Source organism: Microbacterium jejuense (genome assembly GCF_039544225.1).
In the GTDB taxonomy this organism is placed as follows: Bacteria; Actinomycetota; Actinomycetes; order Actinomycetales; family Microbacteriaceae; genus Microbacterium; species Microbacterium jejuense.
Window position 1 is genome coordinate 62,583 of record NZ_BAABLG010000006.1, and the last position, 16,929, is coordinate 79,511.

11 protein-coding genes are annotated in these 16,929 nt (G+C 70.2%); 6 read left to right on the plus strand and 5 right to left on the minus strand.

The genetic code is table 11. The features are described from left to right. Positions 1–4 precede the first annotated feature (4 nt). The 3 genes from ABEA46_RS12520 to ABEA46_RS12530 all read right to left on the minus strand — a co-directional run bounded on the left by ABEA46_RS12520 (position 5) and on the right by ABEA46_RS12530 (position 2,074). Complete coding sequence (locus tag ABEA46_RS12520) at positions 5–493, minus strand: SprT-like domain-containing protein (protein WP_345544889.1); 489 nt, start codon at positions 491–493, stop codon at positions 5–7. Between the two features lie 48 nt (positions 494–541). Further along, entirely contained in the window at positions 542–1,069 is a 528-nt protein-coding gene (locus tag ABEA46_RS12525; RefSeq protein ID WP_345544890.1) for a hypothetical protein, read from the minus strand. Positions 1,070–1,210: 141 nt separating this feature from the next. Continuing rightward, positions 1,211–2,074 (minus strand): spermidine synthase, encoded by an 864-nt coding sequence (locus tag ABEA46_RS12530; protein ID WP_345544891.1) that lies wholly within the window; start codon positions 2,072–2,074, stop codon positions 1,211–1,213. 173 nt (positions 2,075–2,247) lie between these two features. Here ABEA46_RS12530 and ABEA46_RS12535 point away from each other — a divergent pair, with 173 nt between their 5' ends. Together ABEA46_RS12535 and ABEA46_RS12540 are read left to right on the plus strand one after the other, a co-directional pair. Further along, positions 2,248–3,003 carry a 5-oxoprolinase subunit PxpA gene (locus ABEA46_RS12535; RefSeq protein WP_345544892.1) on the plus strand — a complete coding sequence of 252 codons (756 nt, stop codon included), beginning with the start codon at positions 2,248–2,250 and terminating at the stop codon, positions 3,001–3,003. Further along, entirely contained in the window at positions 2,997–4,634 is a 1,638-nt protein-coding gene (locus ABEA46_RS12540; RefSeq protein ID WP_345544893.1) for a 5-oxoprolinase subunit B/C family protein, read from the plus strand. The genes ABEA46_RS12535 and ABEA46_RS12540 overlap by 7 nt, the downstream gene beginning before the upstream one ends. Positions 4,635–4,651: 17 nt before the next feature. On the opposite strand, the gene ABEA46_RS12545 is transcribed toward ABEA46_RS12540, so the two are convergent. Beyond that, the gene (locus ABEA46_RS12545; protein ID WP_345544894.1) at positions 4,652–7,258 is read right to left on the minus strand and encodes an ATP-binding protein; all 2,607 of its coding nucleotides are present in this window, start codon (positions 7,256–7,258) and stop codon (positions 4,652–4,654) included. Between the two features lie 225 nt (positions 7,259–7,483). Here ABEA46_RS12545 and ABEA46_RS12550 point away from each other — a divergent pair, with 225 nt between their 5' ends. From ABEA46_RS12550 to ABEA46_RS12565, 4 genes are all read left to right on the plus strand, one after another. Further along, positions 7,484–7,816 carry a hypothetical protein gene (locus ABEA46_RS12550; protein ID WP_345544895.1) on the plus strand — a complete coding sequence of 111 codons (333 nt, stop codon included), beginning with the start codon at positions 7,484–7,486 and terminating at the stop codon, positions 7,814–7,816. A gap of 332 nt (positions 7,817–8,148) precedes the next feature. Next, positions 8,149–11,649 carry a DNA-directed RNA polymerase subunit beta gene (gene rpoB, locus ABEA46_RS12555; protein WP_345544896.1) on the plus strand — a complete coding sequence of 1,167 codons (3,501 nt, stop codon included), beginning with the start codon at positions 8,149–8,151 and terminating at the stop codon, positions 11,647–11,649. A gap of 39 nt (positions 11,650–11,688) precedes the next feature. Beyond that, on the plus strand, positions 11,689–15,561 hold the full coding sequence (gene rpoC / locus ABEA46_RS12560) for a DNA-directed RNA polymerase subunit beta' (protein ID WP_345544897.1): 3,873 nt from the start codon (positions 11,689–11,691) through the stop codon (positions 15,559–15,561). A 103-nt stretch (positions 15,562–15,664) separates the two neighbouring features. Next, positions 15,665–16,279 carry a hypothetical protein gene (locus ABEA46_RS12565; protein WP_345544898.1) on the plus strand — a complete coding sequence of 205 codons (615 nt, stop codon included), beginning with the start codon at positions 15,665–15,667 and terminating at the stop codon, positions 16,277–16,279. 22 nt (positions 16,280–16,301) lie between these two features. On the opposite strand, the gene ABEA46_RS12570 is transcribed toward ABEA46_RS12565, so the two are convergent. Beyond that, complete coding sequence (locus ABEA46_RS12570; protein WP_345544899.1) at positions 16,302–16,889, minus strand: hypothetical protein; 588 nt, start codon at positions 16,887–16,889, stop codon at positions 16,302–16,304. Between the last annotated feature and the right edge of the window lie 40 nt (positions 16,890–16,929).

Sequence of the window (16,929 nt, forward strand, 5' to 3'; positions counted from 1 at the left end):
CGGCCTACCGCGGTGTGAGCGCCGCCAGTCGTGCGGCTGGAGTGATCTCGCGACGGGTCCAGGTGAACAGGTACCGCTCGTCGAACGTGCGCGCGCACCTGGCGCACGACGTGGGGCGCGTGGCTCTGCGGTGCCGGTACGCGGTGTGCCCGGCGGGGCACACCCCGATCCACGGGGCGAGCTCGGTCGCGGTCTCGCCGTGGTGGGTCGTCCCGCCGACGTAGCCGAGGTCGCGGGCGATCGCCTTCCACCGCGGACCGTGCCCCGCGCGCGCACCGGCCAGCGCGTGCGCGACCTCGTGCAGGAGCGTCTGGTGGTTGGTGTCGTCGTCGTACTTGGCCGACAGGTAGCGCGACACGCTGATGCGCTTGTGCGTGTAGTCGCACAGACCGGCGCGGCGCTTGGCGTTGTCGAAGCCGAACGTCCACGACGGGTCGAGGTGGGCGGCGATCAGGGCCTCGGCCCACTGCCGCACGCGATGTGAATCCGACATGTGCGCGAGGTTAGAACATATCTCCGACACTCATGGCTGAGGCATCCCTCAGCTGGCGACGGATGCCGCGGCCCGGCGCCGGTCCGCGGCGTCGATGGCCATCAGCACGGACTCGAGCTGGTCCTCGGTCGCCCCCGACTCCTGGCGCAGGAACAGCGCGCGCTTGAAGTCCTTGCGCGCCGCCTCGAACTCGCCGTCGTCGTAGTTCACCTTGCCGCGGTGCAGATGGGCGAAGGCGCCGATGCCGGCCCATCCCTGCCCCTCGGCCTCTTCGGCGCACGTCGTGAGCTCCTGCCAGGCCGCCGGGTACTTGCCCAGCGCCTGCAGCACCGTCGCGTGCAGGATGCGGGCGCGCAGCAGGTCCTTGCGGGTGCCGGCCATGCGCGCGACGCGCACGGACTGCTCCGAGACCGCTAGCGCCTCGTCGGGACGGTCGAGCACCTTCAGCAGCCACACGCGCTCGAGGAGCGCCGGAAGGCTGCGCTGCTCGCCGATCTCTTCAAGACGATCGCGGCATTGCGTGGGGCTCACCTTCTCGCGGAGAGTGTCGGGGTCGTACCCGCTGATGTAGCTCACGTGTGACTCCCTTCACAGCGCCGGAGCGGCTCGTTCCAGTGTGCCTGCCGCCGTCGCCCGGGCAGGGGTGCCACGCCGGTCGGTGGCATCCACCCACCCTCTGGGAGAGTTCGACGAACGAGCAAGAACGCGGGCGACGCGTCACCGCGTGAAGAGCGACGCCGAGGGCTTGGGCGACGGGGTCGCATCGGCATCGGTGGCGACCCGGGCGCCGCGGGCGAACTCGTCGACCTCGCGGCCCTCGGCGACCTTGGCGGGGTGCGGGCCGGCGGCCATCAGACGCGGCAGCCATTCGGTGGGCAGCGGCCGGCGGGATGCCGCGATCACGAGGTTCCCGAACCGCCGGCCCTTGAGCGTCTGCACCTCGGCCAGCACGATCACGTGCTCGAGCACGGCCTGCACCGTCGCGACCTCGCGGCGGGCGAACGCGAGCCCGGCACCGTCGGCGACATTGACGAGCAGCACGCCGTCGGGTGCGAGGAAGCGGGCGGCCTCGGTGAAGAACTCGACAGTCGTGAGGTGGGCCGGGGTCTGCGCGCCGGAGTACACGTCCGACACGACGAGATCGGCCGCTCCCACGAGCCCCGCGGGCAGCCGGCCGAGCGCCTCGCGGGCGTCGCCGATGCGCACCCGGATCTGCGCGCCGCGGGGGAGCGGCAGGTTCTCACGCACGAGGTCCCACAGCGCCGGCTCCAGCTCGACGACCTGCTGCCGCGAACCGGGCCGCGTCGCCTCGACGTATCGCGGAATGGTCAGCGCGCCCGCACCCAGATGGATCGCGGTCAGCGGCTGGCGCGGCATCCGGAGCCGGTCGATCACGGCGCCCATCCGCGCGACGTATTCGAAGTGCAGGTGCGTCGGGTCGTCGAGGTCGACATGCGACTGCGGAGTGCCGTCGACGTCGAGCTCCCACCCGCCGCCGAACGGCGACGGGATGACGCGGGCGATCGTCCCGTCCGCCAGCCTCACCGAGGGAGCGGGTGCCTCGTCTCGCCCACGTGCCATGCCTCCACGGTAGCCGGGTGCGCAGTGCGCGCGCCGCGGTGCGCATCATTCAGTCCGCGCGCGGCCGGGCGACGCGAAGAACGTTCGCCGGCGGCATCCGGCCGAGCACAGACGGAATTCTGCCCGGCGACCGAGACGGTCCCCGGGCGCGGAGCCCGCAGTACCGTGGAGCCATGGCGGTGATCGACCTCAACGCGGACCTGGGCGAGACCGTCGACGGGGTGCCGACGGCCGACGACGAGGCGATGTTCGCGGTGATCTCCAGTGCGAACATCGCGTGCGGCGGGCACGCGGGGGATGCCGCCGCCATGCGCGAGGCGGTCGCCCGGGCGGCGCGGTTCGGGGTGACCGTCGGCGCGCACCCGTCCTATCCCGACCCCGCGAACTTCGGTCGGGTGCCGATATCGATGGACCCCGCGGAGCTCGAAGCCGCCGTCGCCGCGCAGCTCGATGCCCTGGTGGCCGCCGGCGCCGACGTCCGCTACGTGAAGCCGCACGGCGCGCTGTACCACGCCGTGATCTCGGACCGCGTGCAGGCCGATGCCGTGGCGGCCGCGGTCGCCGCGCTGGCCGACCGGCTCGGACGGCCTCTGCCCGTGCTCGGTCTGCCCGGCGAGATCGAGCAGGCCGCGGCATCCCGGTGTCTTCCGTTCGTGCGCGAGGCGTTCCTCGACCGCGGCTATCTGCCCGACGGTGCGCTCGTGCCGCGCACGCAGCCGGGCGCGCTGCTGGACGATCCGGCCGCGGTCGCGGCGCGCGCCGTGCGGCTCGCGCGCGAGGGCCTGGTCGAGGCCGTCGACGGCACGCTCGTGCCGGCCGACGCCGCGTCGCTGTGCGTGCACGGGGATTCGCCGTCGGCCGTCGCGATGGCGCGTGCCGTGCGAGCCGCGCTCGATGCTGCCGGGGTGGAGGTGCGGGCGCCGTGGTGACCGCGCGGGCGCTGCCGATGGGCGAGCGCGCATTCCTCGTCGAGGTCGACGGGCTCGACGAGGTGCTCGCGGTGCATGCCGCGCTGGCCGCCTCTCCGCCCGCGGGCGTCACCGACCTCGTGCCCGCCGCGCGGACCGTGCTGGTGCGCCTGGATCCCCGGATGCTGCCGATCGCGGCCGCGCGTTCGTGGGCGCTGCGCGCGGCGCAGGTGGCGCAGCCCGGCGACGCTGCCGCGGGTCCGCTCGTCGAGCTCGACATCGCGTACGACGGCGCCGACCTGGACGAGACCGCCCGGCTGCTCGGCGTGACGCCCGACGAGCTCGCGCATCGGCATGCCGAGGCTCGCTGGCGCGTCGCCTTCACCGGCTTCGCGCCCGGCTTCGGATACCTCGTCAGCGACGACTGGCCCTACGACGTCCCGCGTCTGGAGTCACCGCGCACGCGCGTCCCCGCCGGCTCGGTCGGCCTCGCCGGCGCGTTCTCGGGCGCGTATCCGCGCGACACCCCGGGCGGCTGGCGCCTGATCGGAACGACCTCGGCCCCGCTGTTCGACCCTGCCGCGGCATCCCCCGCCCTTCTCGCCCCCGGCACTCGGGTGCGGTTCCGCGCAGTCGGCGCGCAGTCGGCGGCATCGGTGTCTGCGGTCCCGGCTCCCAGAACAGGTGTCTCGGCCGAGACAGGTCGATTCACGCCGGATCGGCCTGGTCTCGACGTCGGCGCCGGCGCGGGTGTGAGCGACCGCGGAAGTGAGGTGGATGCCGCCACCCGGCCCCACGCGGCGGCCCTGCGCATCGTCGAACCGGGGCTGCTCGCGACCGTGCAGGACCTGGGGCGCGCAGGCGCGGCCGCGGTCGGGGTCGCGGTGTCGGGAGCCCTCGACCGCACCGCGCTGCGCACCGCCAACCGGCTGCTCGGCAACCCCGAGGGTGCGGCGGCGATCGAGGTGACCATGGGCGGCTGGCGCGCCGTGGCCGATTCCGACGCGTGGGTCGCGGTGACCGGCGCGTGGGGGCCGGTGCGCCTCGACGGCCGCGAGGTGGATCCGTACGCGGCCCACGCGTGGCCCGCCGGCACCGAGCTGCACATCGACTGGTTCACGCACGGCGCGCGCGCGTACGTCGCGGTGCGCGGCGGGATCGACGCGCAGGCCGTGCTCGGCTCGCGGGCGACGGACCTGCTGGCCGGACTCGGGCCGGCGGTGCTGCGGGCCGGCGACCGCGTCGCGGTCGGCGACGTTCCCGCCACTCCCATCCCGGTCGCACCGCCGCAGTCGTGGGGAGCGCCGCACGACGACGAGCTGGAGCTCGACCTCGCCCCGGGGCCCCGTGCCGACTGGTTCGCCGCCGGCACCGCGCTGTTCGACGCGGTGTGGACGGTCACCGGCGACGCCGACCGCGTGGGAGTGCGGCTGGACGGTCCCGAGCTCGTCCGTGCGCGCGCCGGCGAGCTGCCGAGCGAGGGCATGGTTCCCGGCGCGCTGCAGGTGCCGCCCAGCGGGCGCCCGACGATCCTGCTCGCCGACGGCCCTGTGACCGGCGGGTATCCGGTGATCGCCGTGGTGACGGGAGCCTGCCTCGACCTCGTCGCCCAGGCCCGGCCCGGCACGCGCATCCGCTTCCGCCACGCCTGACCCGCGCTGCGCGCCGGTCACCAGGCCAGCAGGGCGGCGGCGACGGCGTCGTGATCGTGCTCGGGGAGCGCCAGCTGCACCGCCTCGGCCAGCGACAGCTCCGCGCCGGCGGCCTCGCCCGCGGCGACGCTCGCCGGGTCGCGGCCGCGCAGGATGTCGAGGTAGGGCGTGTGCACCGTGAACGCCTCGACGTCGAAGATGCCGATGCGGCGGCGGATCTCACCCGCCGCGACCGCGAGCGCCGCCGCCCGCCACGCCTCGCCGTGGGCGGCGGCGACCGCGCACACGCCTTCGAGTCCGTAGGCGACGCCCTCGTCGTAGTGCAGGCGCACCGACATCAGCAGGGTGCGGACGAACTCGTCCTCGGCGGTCTCGAGGTGTCCGAGCTGGAAGTTCAGTCGCGATCGCAGGTTGCCGGCGACCGAGGTGGTGAACAGGTCGCCGTGCTCCTGGGCGACAGCCGTCGCGCGGTCGAAGTGCGCGAGTGCGTCGTCGGTGGCGCCGCGCACCCAGGCCAGACGCCCGAGCGAGACCTCGGTGATCGCCTCGGCCCACGCGTTGCCGTGCTCCCGCAGCCGCACGACGGCGTCGCGCAGCTCGGTCTCGGCCTTGTCGGAGTCCAGGTCCGAGAACTGCACGCGCGCCGTCGCCCGTGCCGCGAGCGCCATGGCCGCGGCATCCGGATCCCCGCTCTCGGTGAACAGCCGCACGCACTCACCCAGCCCCGCCACCACCTGCTCCGAAGGCCGCTGCCACATCTCGCCCCACAGCGCGAAGAACCATGCGATCGCGCGGGTGTGCGGGGTGATCGGCATGTCGTGCTGCTTCTCGAGCAGTTCCAGCATCCACACCCGCACCTCGGCGAAGAACCCCGAGATCCACCAGTAGATGAGCAGGCTCCACGCGAAGTCGCCGGCGTCGTCGAGCCGGTCGGTGTGCACCAGATGCCGCACGGCAGCGCGCAGGTTCGGCAGCTCCAGGCCGAGCCGGGCGACCGCCTCGGCCTGACCGCGGCCGCCGAGGTCGGGAGCCACGCGGCTCACCAGCGCGCAGTAGTAGTCGGCGTGCGCGCGACGCATGCGCACCGCCTCGCCCCGCTCCTTGAGGCGGCCCAGGGCGTATTCGCGCACGATCGCCAGCAGCGAGAACACGCGCCGGCCGCCGAGCTCGTACTGCTTGACCAGGGAGCCGTCCACGAGCGCCGCGAGCGCGTCGATCGCCTGGCCGTCCCACGACCGGCCGCGTCCCAGCGCCTCGACGGCGTCGAGTGTGAACCGGGTCGCGAACACGCCGAGGTCTTCGAGCAGGTCGCGCTGCACGTCGGGAAGCAGGCTCACGCTCCAGTCGATCGTCGCGCGCATCGTGCGATGCCGCTCGGGCAGGTCGCGCACGGCCGCCGTCAGCAGCGGCAGGCTCTGCCCGAGTCGCTCGGCGATGCCGGCGGGGCTGAGGATCCGCACCTTGGCGGCGGCGAGCTCGATCGCCAGCGGCAGCCCTTCGAGCGCACGGCAGATCTCGGCGAGGGCGGCGGCGTTGCCGGGGGTGACGTCGAAGTGCGGGTCGATCGCCTTCGCGCGATCCACGAACAGCGCCACCGCAGCGGTCCGGGTCGCCGGGTCGAGGCTCGCAGGCAGCTCGTCCCGCGGCGTCGACAGCGGGGGCACCTCGTACACGCGCTCGCCGCGGATGCGCAGCACGATCCGGCTGGTCACCAGGAACGTCGCCGCGGGGGCCACCGTGTACAGCCGGACCAGGACCGGCGCGGCATCCACGATCTGCTCGAAGTTGTCGAGCACCAGCAGCACGCGACGGTCCTGCAGCGCGTGCGCGATGCGCTCCTCGAGTGCCGCCTCGCCGTTGTCGCGGATGCCGAGGTGATAGGCGATCGTCGGCAGCAGCAGCCCGGGCTCCAGCACCCCCTCCAGCAGCACGAAGTACACGCCGTCCGGAAAGAGCTCCTCGCACGCCCGCGCGGTCTCGATCGCGAGGCGGCTCTTGCCGATCCCGCCGGGTCCGACCAGGCTCACCACCCGGTCGGCGCCGCGCGCGAGGAGCGTGCGCACGGCCTCGATGTCGGCGTCGCGGCCGATGGTCGCGGTATAGGGCACCGGCACCCGCCCGGCAAGCGACGAGGAGGCCCCGTCGGGACCGGCATCCACCCGGGACTCGTCGAAGCGCTCGGCCAGCAGCATCGCGAGGTCCGACGCCACCTGGTCCTCGAGCTCGGCCGCGGTGCGGAAGTGCAGGTACGCCGCCGTGTCGTCGTCCTGGATGCGCGCGATCAGCGCCGCCAGACGGTCGTCGCGGCTGTCGGCGTCCTTGACGTAGATCAGCTTCGGCATTCCCGCAGGAGCCAGGTTGTACTCGTCCTCGAGTCCCGACACCTCCTCGCCGGGCGCCACCCAGCCGTAGCTCGCGCCGTAGATCCCGACGAACACGTCGCTCTGCGCGAGATACGAGCGGTACAGCTCCCGCGGCGGATGCGGACGAGCCCCCAGCTCGAACATCACCGGCGCGAGTCTCAGTCGCTCCACGGCGGACTTCACCGCCTCACGTTCCTCCGCGAGCTCGCGCAGGGTCGAGCTCACGAACACCCGGATCCGCTGGTCGGGCGTGCGGATCACGGGGGATCGTCCCCCAGTCATGTGCACATCATGGCCCTGCCGGGCCCGTCACGCCACGGTTTCGGTACACCGATGCATCCGCTCCCCGGGGTGAGGAAGGCGAATGGATGCCGCCACCTGCGGTCTGCGTCCGCTCGCGGGGGTCTTCCGGCCGGGGTCGCACAGGCGTACCTTGTGCGCCGGGGAGGGCCGCATCTGCGACCTTCGAATCTGGGGAGGTAAGCAATGAAGCGATTGATCGCGGGCTGTGCGCTCGCCGTGGGACTGGTGCTGGCGGGCGCAGGGGTGGCCAACGCCGGCGAGGTCACCGGGAACGGGAAGGACACCCACGGTGCCGGCAACGGCCACTCGTCGGAGTGCGCGTTCTCGGGCCAGGACACCGTCGACAGCCTCGAGGGCAACCCCGAGGGGTTCGACGACGACGGCCTGGCCATGCGCGGCAACCAGAAGAACGGGTACCACGGCACGCAGAGCTACGGCATGTTCGTGCGGGCGGGGCTCAAGGACATGGTCCCCTCACCCGGCATGGCCTGCAACGGCAGCGGCAAGACGGGCTGATCCGAGCCGTCCCACGCACAGCCGGCCCGGCAGCGGGCCGCCGTCGGGGCCGTCGCGCAGACCGTGCGACGGCCCCGATGCTGTGAACGATCTGCGAGAATCGGGCTTATACCGCAGCATCCGAAACTCGTCAAGAATCCGACTGGACACGGCGCGTCGTTCGACGTATAGTAGGTCTTTGCGCTCTTGGATTCCCCCTGCCCTCATATGGTGGTCGGCTGTGCCTGTGCCCCCTCGCTCGTTGCGAGGCGTGGTGCGCGGGCTTCGGGGACGAAGAGCACTCCACCTGACGACAAGGAAACGAGCCCCACGGGCCCACGGAGGTAATCCCCTTGGCTGCTGCGCGCAACGCATCCAATCCCACCACCACCCCCAAGAACGGACGCGGAGCTTCCCGCCTCTCGTTCGCCAAGATCTCCGACACGCTGACGGTCCCCGACCTTCTCGCGCTGCAGACCGAGTCGTTCGACTGGCTCGTCGGCAACGAGGCCTGGAAGGCGCGCGTCGCCGAGGCCAAGGGCGAGGGCCGCACGGACGTCCCCGAGGTCAGCGGACTGGAGGAGATCTTCGAAGAGATCTCGCCGATCGAGGACCTGAGCGAGACCATGCAGCTCTCGTTCACGAACCCGTACCTCGAGCCTGAGAAGTACTCCATCGAGGAGTGCAAGGAGCGCGGCAAGACGTACGCGGCCCCGCTCTACGTCGAGGCCGAGTTCATGAACCACCAGACCGGTGAGATCAAGACCCAGACGGTCTTCATGGGCGACTTCCCGCTCCAGACCGACAAGGGCACGTTCATCATCAACGGCACCGAGCGCGTCGTCGTGTCGCAGCTCGTCCGTTCGCCCGGCGTCTACTTCGACAAGACCCCCGACAAGACCTCCGACAAGGACATCGTGTCGGCGCGCGTCATCCCCTCGCGCGGTGCGTGGCTCGAGTTCGAGATCGACAAGCGCGACCAGGTCGGCGTGCGCATCGACCGCAAGCGCAAGCAGTCCGTCACGGTCTTCCTGAAGGCCCTCGGCCTCACGTCGGAAGACATCCTCAACGAGTTCGCCGGCTTCGAGTCGATCGAAGAGACGCTGTCGAAGGACACGATCCTCACCAAGGAGGACGCGCTCCGCGACATCTACCGCAAGCTCCGTCCGGGCGAGCAGGTCGCCGCCGAGGCCGCCCGCGCGCTCCTTGACAATTTCTACTTCAACCCGAAGCGCTACGACCTCGCGAAGGTCGGCCGGTACAAGATCAACCACAAGCTCGGTCTCGACAAGCCGCTCACCGACTCGGTGCTGACGGTCGACGACATCGTCGCCACGATCAAGTACCTGGTGCGCCTGCACCGCGGCGACGTCGTCTTCGACGGCGTGCGCGGCGGCAAGCCCGCCGAGATCCGCCTGGACGTCGACGACATCGACAACTTCGGCAACCGTCGCATCCGCGCGGTCGGCGAGCTCATCCAGAACCAGGTCCGCACCGGTCTGTCGCGCATGGAGCGCGTCGTCCGCGAGCGCATGACCACGCAGGACATCGAGGCGATCACGCCGCAGACCCTGATCAACGTGCGCCCCGTCGTGGCGGCGATCAAGGAGTTCTTCGGCACGTCGCAGCTGTCGCAGTTCATGGACCAGAACAACCCGCTCGCGGGTCTGACCCACAAGCGCCGCCTGTCGGCCCTGGGCCCCGGCGGTCTGTCGCGCGAGCGCGCCGGCGTCGAGGTCCGCGACGTCCACCCGTCGCACTACGGCCGCATGTGCCCGATCGAGACCCCGGAAGGCCCGAACATCGGCCTGATCGGCTCGCTCGCCTCGTTCGCGCGCATCAACGCGTTCGGCTTCATCGAGACGCCGTACCGTCGCGTGGTCGAGGGCAAGGTCACCGACCAGATCGACTACCTGACCGCCTCGGAAGAGAGCGACTACATCGTCGCGCAGGCCGGTGTCGAGCTGAAGTCGGACGGCAGCTTCGCCCAGGACCGGGTACTCGCCCGCCGCGGAAACGGTGGCGAGGTCGACCTCTTCCACTCGGACGAGATCGGCTACATGGACGTCTCGCCGCGCCAGATGGTGTCGGTCGCGACCTCGCTCATCCCGTTCCTCGAGCACGACGACGCCAACCGCGCCCTCATGGGTGCGAACATGCAGCGCCAGGCCGTCCCGCTCCTGCGTTCGGAGTCGCCGGTGGTCGGCACCGGCATGGAGGGCTTCGCGGCCATCGACGCCGGTGACGTGGTCACCGCCCAGAAGCCGGGTGTCGTGGTCGAGGTCTCGGCCGACGTCGTGACCGTGCAGCTGGACGAGGGCGGCACGCAGGACTACTTCCTGCGCAAGTTCGACCGCTCGAACCAGGGCACCTCGTACAACCAGCGCGTGGTCGTCTCGGCCGGCGAGCGTGTCGAGGCCGGCGAGGTCATCGCCGACGGCCCCGCCACCGAGAACGGCGAGCTCGCGCTCGGCAAGAACCTCCTCGTCGCCTTCATGACGTGGGAGGGCCACAACTTCGAGGACGCGATCATCCTCAGCCAGAACCTCGTGAAGGACGACGTGCTCTCGTCGATCCACATCGAGGAGTACGAGGTCGACGCGCGCGACACCAAGCTCGGCAAGGAGGAGATCACCCGTGACCTCCCCAACGTCAGCCCCGACCTGCTGAAGGACCTCGACGAGCGCGGCATCATCCGCATCGGCGCCGAGGTGCGTCCCGGTGACATCCTCGTCGGCAAAGTCACGCCCAAGGGCGAGACCGAGCTGTCGGCCGAGGAGCGTCTGCTGCGCGCGATCTTCAACGAGAAGAGCCGCGAGGTCCGCGACACGTCGCTGAAGGTCCCCCACGGTGAGCAGGGCACGATCATCGCGGTCAAGGAGTTCAACGCCGAAGACGGCGACGACGAGCTGGGCTCGGGCGTCAACCGCCGCGTTGTGGTCTACATCGCCCAGAAGCGCAAGATCACCGAGGGCGACAAGCTCGCCGGCCGCCACGGCAACAAGGGTGTCATCGCGAAGATCCTTCCGGTCGAAGACATGCCCTTCCTCGCCGACGGCACGCCGGTCGACGTGATCCTCAACCCGCTCGGCATCCCGGGTCGAATGAACTTCGGCCAGGTCCTCGAGCTGCACCTGGGCTGGATCGCCAAGCAGGGCTGGAAGGTCGAGGGCACGCCCGAGTGGGCCGCGCACCTGCCGCAGCAGGCGTTCGAGGCTCCGGCCGGCACCAAGGTCGCCACCCCGGTGTTCGACGGCGCGTTCGAGGACGAGATCGCGGGTCTGCTCGACTCGACGACCCCGAACCGCGACGGCGTGCGCCTGATCGACTCGACCGGCAAGACGCAGCTCTTCGACGGCCGCTCCGGCGAGCCGTTCCCGGCTCCGATCTCGGTCGGCTACATGTACATCCTGAAGCTGCACCACCTCGTGGACGACAAGATCCACGCGCGCTCGACGGGCCCGTACTCGATGATCACCCAGCAGCCGCTCGGTGGTAAGGCGCAGTTCGGCGGTCAGCGCTTCGGTGAGATGGAGGTGTGGGCCCTCGAGGCCTACGGCGCCGCATACGCGCTCCAGGAGCTCCTCACGATCAAGTCCGACGACATCCTCGGCCGCGTCAAGGTCTACGAGGCGATCGTCAAGGGCGAGAACATCCAGGAGCCCGGCATCCCCGAGTCGTTCAAGGTGCTCATGAAAGAGATGCAGTCGCTCTGCCTGAACGTCGAGGTGCTCTCGGCCGACGGCACCGCGGTCAACCTGCGCGACACCGACGACGACGCCTTCCGCGCCGCGGAGGAGCTCGGCATCAACATCTCCAGCCGCTTCGAGTCCTCGTCGATCGACGAGATCTAAGCACCAGGCAACGAACGAATTTCCGACACAGGAGAACCAGTGCTCGAATCAACCACTTTCGATCAGCTTCGCATCGGCCTGGCCACCGCTGACGACATCCGTCGTTGGTCGTACGGCGAGGTCAAGAAGCCCGAGACCATCAACTACCGCACCCTGAAGCCCGAGAAGGACGGCCTGTTCGGCGAGCAGATCTTCGGACCCTCGCGCGACTGGGAGTGCGCGTGCGGCAAGTACAAGCGCGTCCGCTTCAAGGGCATCGTCTGCGAGCGCTGCGGCGTCGAGGTCACCAAGTCCTCGGTCCGCCGTGAGCGCATGGGCCACATCGAGCTCGCCGCGCCCGTCACGCACATCTGGTACTTCAAGGGCGTTCCTTCGCGCCTCGGGTACCTGCTCGACATGGCGCCGAAGGACCTCGAGAAGGTCATCTACTTCGCCGCCTACATGGTGATCTCGGTCGACGAGGAGGCGCGTCACCGCGACCTCTCGACGCAGGAGAACAACATCCGCCTCGAGCTGAAGACGCTCGCGGACCGCCGCGACGCGCGTGTCGCCGCTCGCCTCCAGAAGCTGGAGGAGGAGCTCGCCGCGCTCGAGGAGGAGGGTGCCAAGGCCGACCAGAAGAAGAAGGTCAAGGACGCCGCCGAGAAGGAGATGGCCTCGATCCGCAAGAACGCGGACGACCAGGTCACGCGCCTCGAGAAGGTGTGGGAGGACTTCCGCAACCTCGAGGTCGGCCAGCTCAAGGGCGAGGACGAGATCTTCCACGAGCTGCAGGACCGCTTCGGTCAGTACTTCGAGGCCCACATGGGCGCCGAGTCGATCAAGCGCCGCCTGGAGAGCTTCGACCTGGCCGCCGAGGCCGAGAGCCTGCACCTGCAGATCTCGGAGGGCAAGGGCCAGCGCAAGATCCGCGCGATCAAGCGCCTGAAGGTCGTCAACTCGTTCCTCTCGACCGGCATGAGCCCGGCCTCGATGGTGCTGGACGTCGTCCCGGTGATCCCGCCGGAGCTGCGCCCGATGGTGCAGCTGGACGGTGGCCGCTTCGCGACCTCCGACCTGAACGACCTCTACCGTCGTGTGATCAACCGCAACAACCGCCTCCGTCGCCTGATCGACCTCGGTGCCCCCGAGATCATCGTCAACAACGAGAAGCGCATGCTGCAGGAGGCCGTCGACGCGCTGTTCGACAACGGCCGCCGCGGTCGTCCCGTCACCGGCACCGGCAACCGCGCCCTCAAGTCCCTGAGCGACATGCTCAAGGGCAAGCAGGGTCGCTTCCGTCAGAACCTGCTCGGCAAGCGCGTGGACTACTCGGGCCGTTCGGTCATCATCGTCGGTCCGCAGCTCAAGCTCCACCAGTGCGGTCTGCCCAAGCAGATGGCGCTCGAGCTGTTCAAGCCGTTCGTGATCAAGCGCCTCATCGACCTCGGTCACTCGCAGAACATCAAGGCCGCCAAGCGCGCCGTCGAGCGCACGCGTCCCGAGGTCTGGGACGTGCTCGAAGAGATCATCCGCGAGCGCCCTGTGCTGCTGAACCGTGCGCCCACGCTGCACCGTCTCGGCATCCAGGCCTTCGAGCCTCAGCTCGTCGAGGGCAAGGCCATCCAGCTGCACCCGCTCGTCTGCGCGGCGTTCAACGCCGACTTCGACGGTGACCAGATGGCCGTGCACCTGCCGCTGTCGGTCGAGGCCCAGGCCGAGGCCCGCATCCTGATGCTGGCGTCGAACAACATCCTGAAGCCGTCGGACGGCCGCCCGGTGACCCTGCCCTCGCAGGACATGATCATCGGTCTGCACCACCTGACCACGGTCAAGGAGGGCGCTGCCGGTGAGGGTCGTGTGTTCGGCTCGGTCGGCGAGGCGATCCTGGCGAAGGACGAGGGCACCCTCGACCTGCAGGCCAAGGTCCGCATCCGCATCCCCGGTCTCGCCTTCCTCGAGGGCGAAGCTCCCGAGGGCTACGAGCGCCACGGCCTCGTGGACGCGTCGCTGGGCCAGGCGATCTTCAACGACACGCTCCCCAAGGGCTACCCGTTCGTGCGCGAGCAGGCAGACAAGGGCAAGCTGTCGCAGATCGTCAACAAGCTCGCCGAGGAGTACCCGAAGGTGGAGGTCGCGGCTTCGCTCGACCGCATCAAGGACGCCGGCTTCTACTGGGCCACGCGCTCGGGTGTGACGGTCGCGCTCAGCGACATCCTGACGCCCCCGAACAAGGGCGAGATCGTCGCGGGCTACGAGAAGCAGGCCGCGAAGGTCCAGGCGCAGTTCGAGAAGGGTCTCACCACCGACGCCGAGCGTCGTCAGGAGCTCATCAAGATCTGGACCGAGGCGACCGACGAGGTCCAGAAGGCGATGCGCGACCACTTCCCGGCCGACAACACCATCAACCGCATGGTCTCGTCGGGCGCCCGTGGTAACTGGCTGCAGATCCGCAACATCGCGGGTATGCGAGGCCTGGTGAACAACCCGAAGGGTGAGATCATCCCCCGTCCGATCATCTCCTCGTACCGCGAGGGTCTGTCGGTGGCGGAGTACTTCATCGCGACGCACGGTGCCCGTAAGGGTCTGGCCGACACGGCCCTCCGTACCGCCGACTCGGGCTACCTGACGCGTCGTCTCGTCGACGTCTCGCAGGACGTCATCATCCGCGAAGAGGACTGCGGCACCACCAAGGGCCTCGAGTTCGTCATCGCGGCGCCGAACAGCGAAGGCGTCCTGGTGCGCGACGCGAACGTCGAGAACTCGGTGTTCGCCCGCACGCTCGCGGCCGACGCCGTGGCCCCGACCGGCGAGGTCGTCGCCTCGGCCGGTGAGGACGTCGGCGACGTGCTCATCGACAAGCTGGTGGCGGCCGGTGTCGAGTCGATCAAGGTGCGCTCCGTGCTCACCTGTGACTCGGCGGTCGGCGTCTGCGCGAAGTGCTACGGCCGTTCGCTCGCGACCGGCAAGATCGTCGACATCGGCGAGGCCGTCGGCATCATCGCGGCCCAGTCGATCGGTGAGCCCGGCACGCAGCTGACGATGCGTACCTTCCACACCGGTGGCTCGGCCTCCGCCGACGACATCACGCAGGGTCTTCCCCGCGTGCAGGAGCTGTTCGAGGCCCGCACCCCCAAGGGCGCGTCGCCGATCGCAGAGGCCGATGGCCGCATCACGATCGACGAGACCGACAAGTCCAAGAAGGTCATCCTCACGCCCGACAACGGCGACGAGCCGCACGTCTACCCGGTCCTGAAGCGCGCGACGCTCCTGGTCGAGGACGGTCAGCGCGTCACGGTGGGTCAGCCGATCCTGGTGGGCACGCTCGACCCCAAGGAGGTCATGCGTGTCATGGGTGCCCGTGAGGTGCAGAAGTACCTCGTGAACGGCGTCCAGGGCGTGTACCGCTCGCAGGGTGTGCCGATCCACGACAAGCACATCGAGGTCATCGTCCGTCAGATGCTGCGCAAGGTCACCGTGGTCGACCACGGCGACACCACGCTGCTGCCGGGTGAGCTGGTCGACTTCAAGAAGTACCAGAACATCAACCGCGAGGCGGTCGGCGAGGGCAAGCGCCCGGCGTCGGGTCGTCCCGAGCTGATGGGTATCACGAAGGCGTCGCTCGCGACCGAGTCGTGGCTGTCGGCTGCGTCGTTCCAGGAGACCACCCGCGTCCTGACGCAGGCGGCCATGGAGGGCAAGAGCGACCCGCTCATGGGCCTCAAGGAGAACGTCATCATCGGAAAGCTCATCCCCGCCGGAACCGGCCTCGCGAAGTACCGCGACGTCACGGTCGAGGCGACGGAGGAGGCCAAGAGCGAGCGGTACCCCAACCGCATCTTCGCCTCGGACGGCGCGTACACCGACGCCGACCTGAGCTACGTCGACTTCGACAGCTTCTCGACGGACGGTTTCTCGACCGACTACAACTGAGTCCCGTACTCACGAAGGGCCCCGGTTCGCCGGGGCCCTTCGGCGTTCCTGCGTCCGGCATCCGCTTCCCCGACTTACCGTGGGGGAGACGGTCGGGGGGACCATGGCACGGATCAGCGGGCGCAACTCGTGGATCGCCGTGCCCGCCGGGATGCTGTGCGCCGGCGTCGTGGCGGGACTCGTGTGGCTGGCGCTGCCGATGGTCCCGGTGTCGGTCGCGTGGATCGGCGACACACTTCGCACGGCGACAGCGCCGCGGCCCACTCACACGACGGCGCCGACGCCCGCGCAGGACGTCGCGGCGGGGGAGCAGGTCGACTGCCGGTCGCTGTACGCGGATGACCTGTGGAACGAGCTGATGTGGCATCCCGGGTCGCTGCTGGACCAGACGCACGCGGCCCCGACGACCGGGGCACGCGCGTTCGCCGACGCGGTCGACGCCGACGTCGTGGTGACGTGCACCTGGCGGTTCGAATCGGGCGGCATCGTGACGACGCTGGCCAGGATCGACGCGGACTCGTCGGCGATCGCCGAGGCGTCGCTCGAGGCCGACGGATTCGCGTGCGAGACGGCAGGCGAGGCGCTGGACTGCGCCCGCACGCAGGGGGAGGTGCGCGAGGAGCACACCCTGCGCGATGGGCTGTGGCTCGTCAGTGTGGAGACCGGATGGCACCCGAAGCGGTTCGGCGCGCGGCTGGAGAGCGAGGTGTTCGGCTGAGCGGGCTCAGGCCTGCGCGTCCTCAGCCGAAGATCGCGGCGACCACGGCGGAGGTGTAGCCGGTCGGCGCGAGGTGCGAGTACTTCGTGTCGATGAGCACGCCGTCGCGCCAGTACAGGGTGCGACCCGAGGTGACCGGATGATCCGCGTCCTGCCAGGTCTTCTCGCAGCGCGTGCCGTGGTCGGGCGTGTAGCAGGTGAAGCCCTCCTCGTCGGCCAGCTTGTTGAGCTGGTCCAGCGCGGGACCGCGCGAGATGTAGGTGATCGTGGTGACGAGGTTGGTGGCATCGGCCGCCGGGTCGCCCCATACGCAGATGAGGCTCCCGTCGGACTGCGGCCCCGAGGCCCCGAAGGCCGGATCGTTGAGCGGCGTGCCCTCCAGCTGCGCGAGCACATCCGCGTTGAGGATCTCCTTGCAGTCGGTCGGGATCTCGGCGTGCGCGGTCGGCGTCGGGGTCGGCGTGGGTTTCGCCGAGGTGCTCGTCGACGGCGTCGGGGTGTAGGTGAATTCCCCTTCGGGGGTGCCGTCGGGCGCGCACGCCGTGAGGGCGGCGATCGCGAGGAGAACGGATGCCGCCATGGCGGCGAGTCGGGTCGCTGGGGCTGCCATCGCCCCAGGCTAGGCGCTCGTCGCGCCCGAGCCCGCCGCG

What these genes read in the sequence shown, in the direction of transcription:
- ABEA46_RS12520 (WP_345544889.1), bottom strand. Translation starts at nt 493, where the DNA reads ATGTCGGATTCACATCGCGTGCGGCAGTGGGCCGAGGCCCTGATCGCC.
- ABEA46_RS12530 (WP_345544891.1), bottom strand. Translation starts at nt 2,074, where the DNA reads ATGGCACGTGGGCGAGACGAGGCACCCGCTCCCTCGGTGAGGCTGGCG.
- ABEA46_RS12535 (WP_345544892.1), top strand. Translation starts at nt 2,248, where the DNA reads ATGGCGGTGATCGACCTCAACGCGGACCTGGGCGAGACCGTCGACGGG.
- ABEA46_RS12550 (WP_345544895.1), top strand. Translation starts at nt 7,484, where the DNA reads ATGAAGCGATTGATCGCGGGCTGTGCGCTCGCCGTGGGACTGGTGCTG.
- ABEA46_RS12565 (WP_345544898.1), top strand. Translation starts at nt 15,665, where the DNA reads ATGGCACGGATCAGCGGGCGCAACTCGTGGATCGCCGTGCCCGCCGGG.
- ABEA46_RS12570 (WP_345544899.1), bottom strand. Translation starts at nt 16,889, where the DNA reads ATGGCAGCCCCAGCGACCCGACTCGCCGCCATGGCGGCATCCGTTCTC.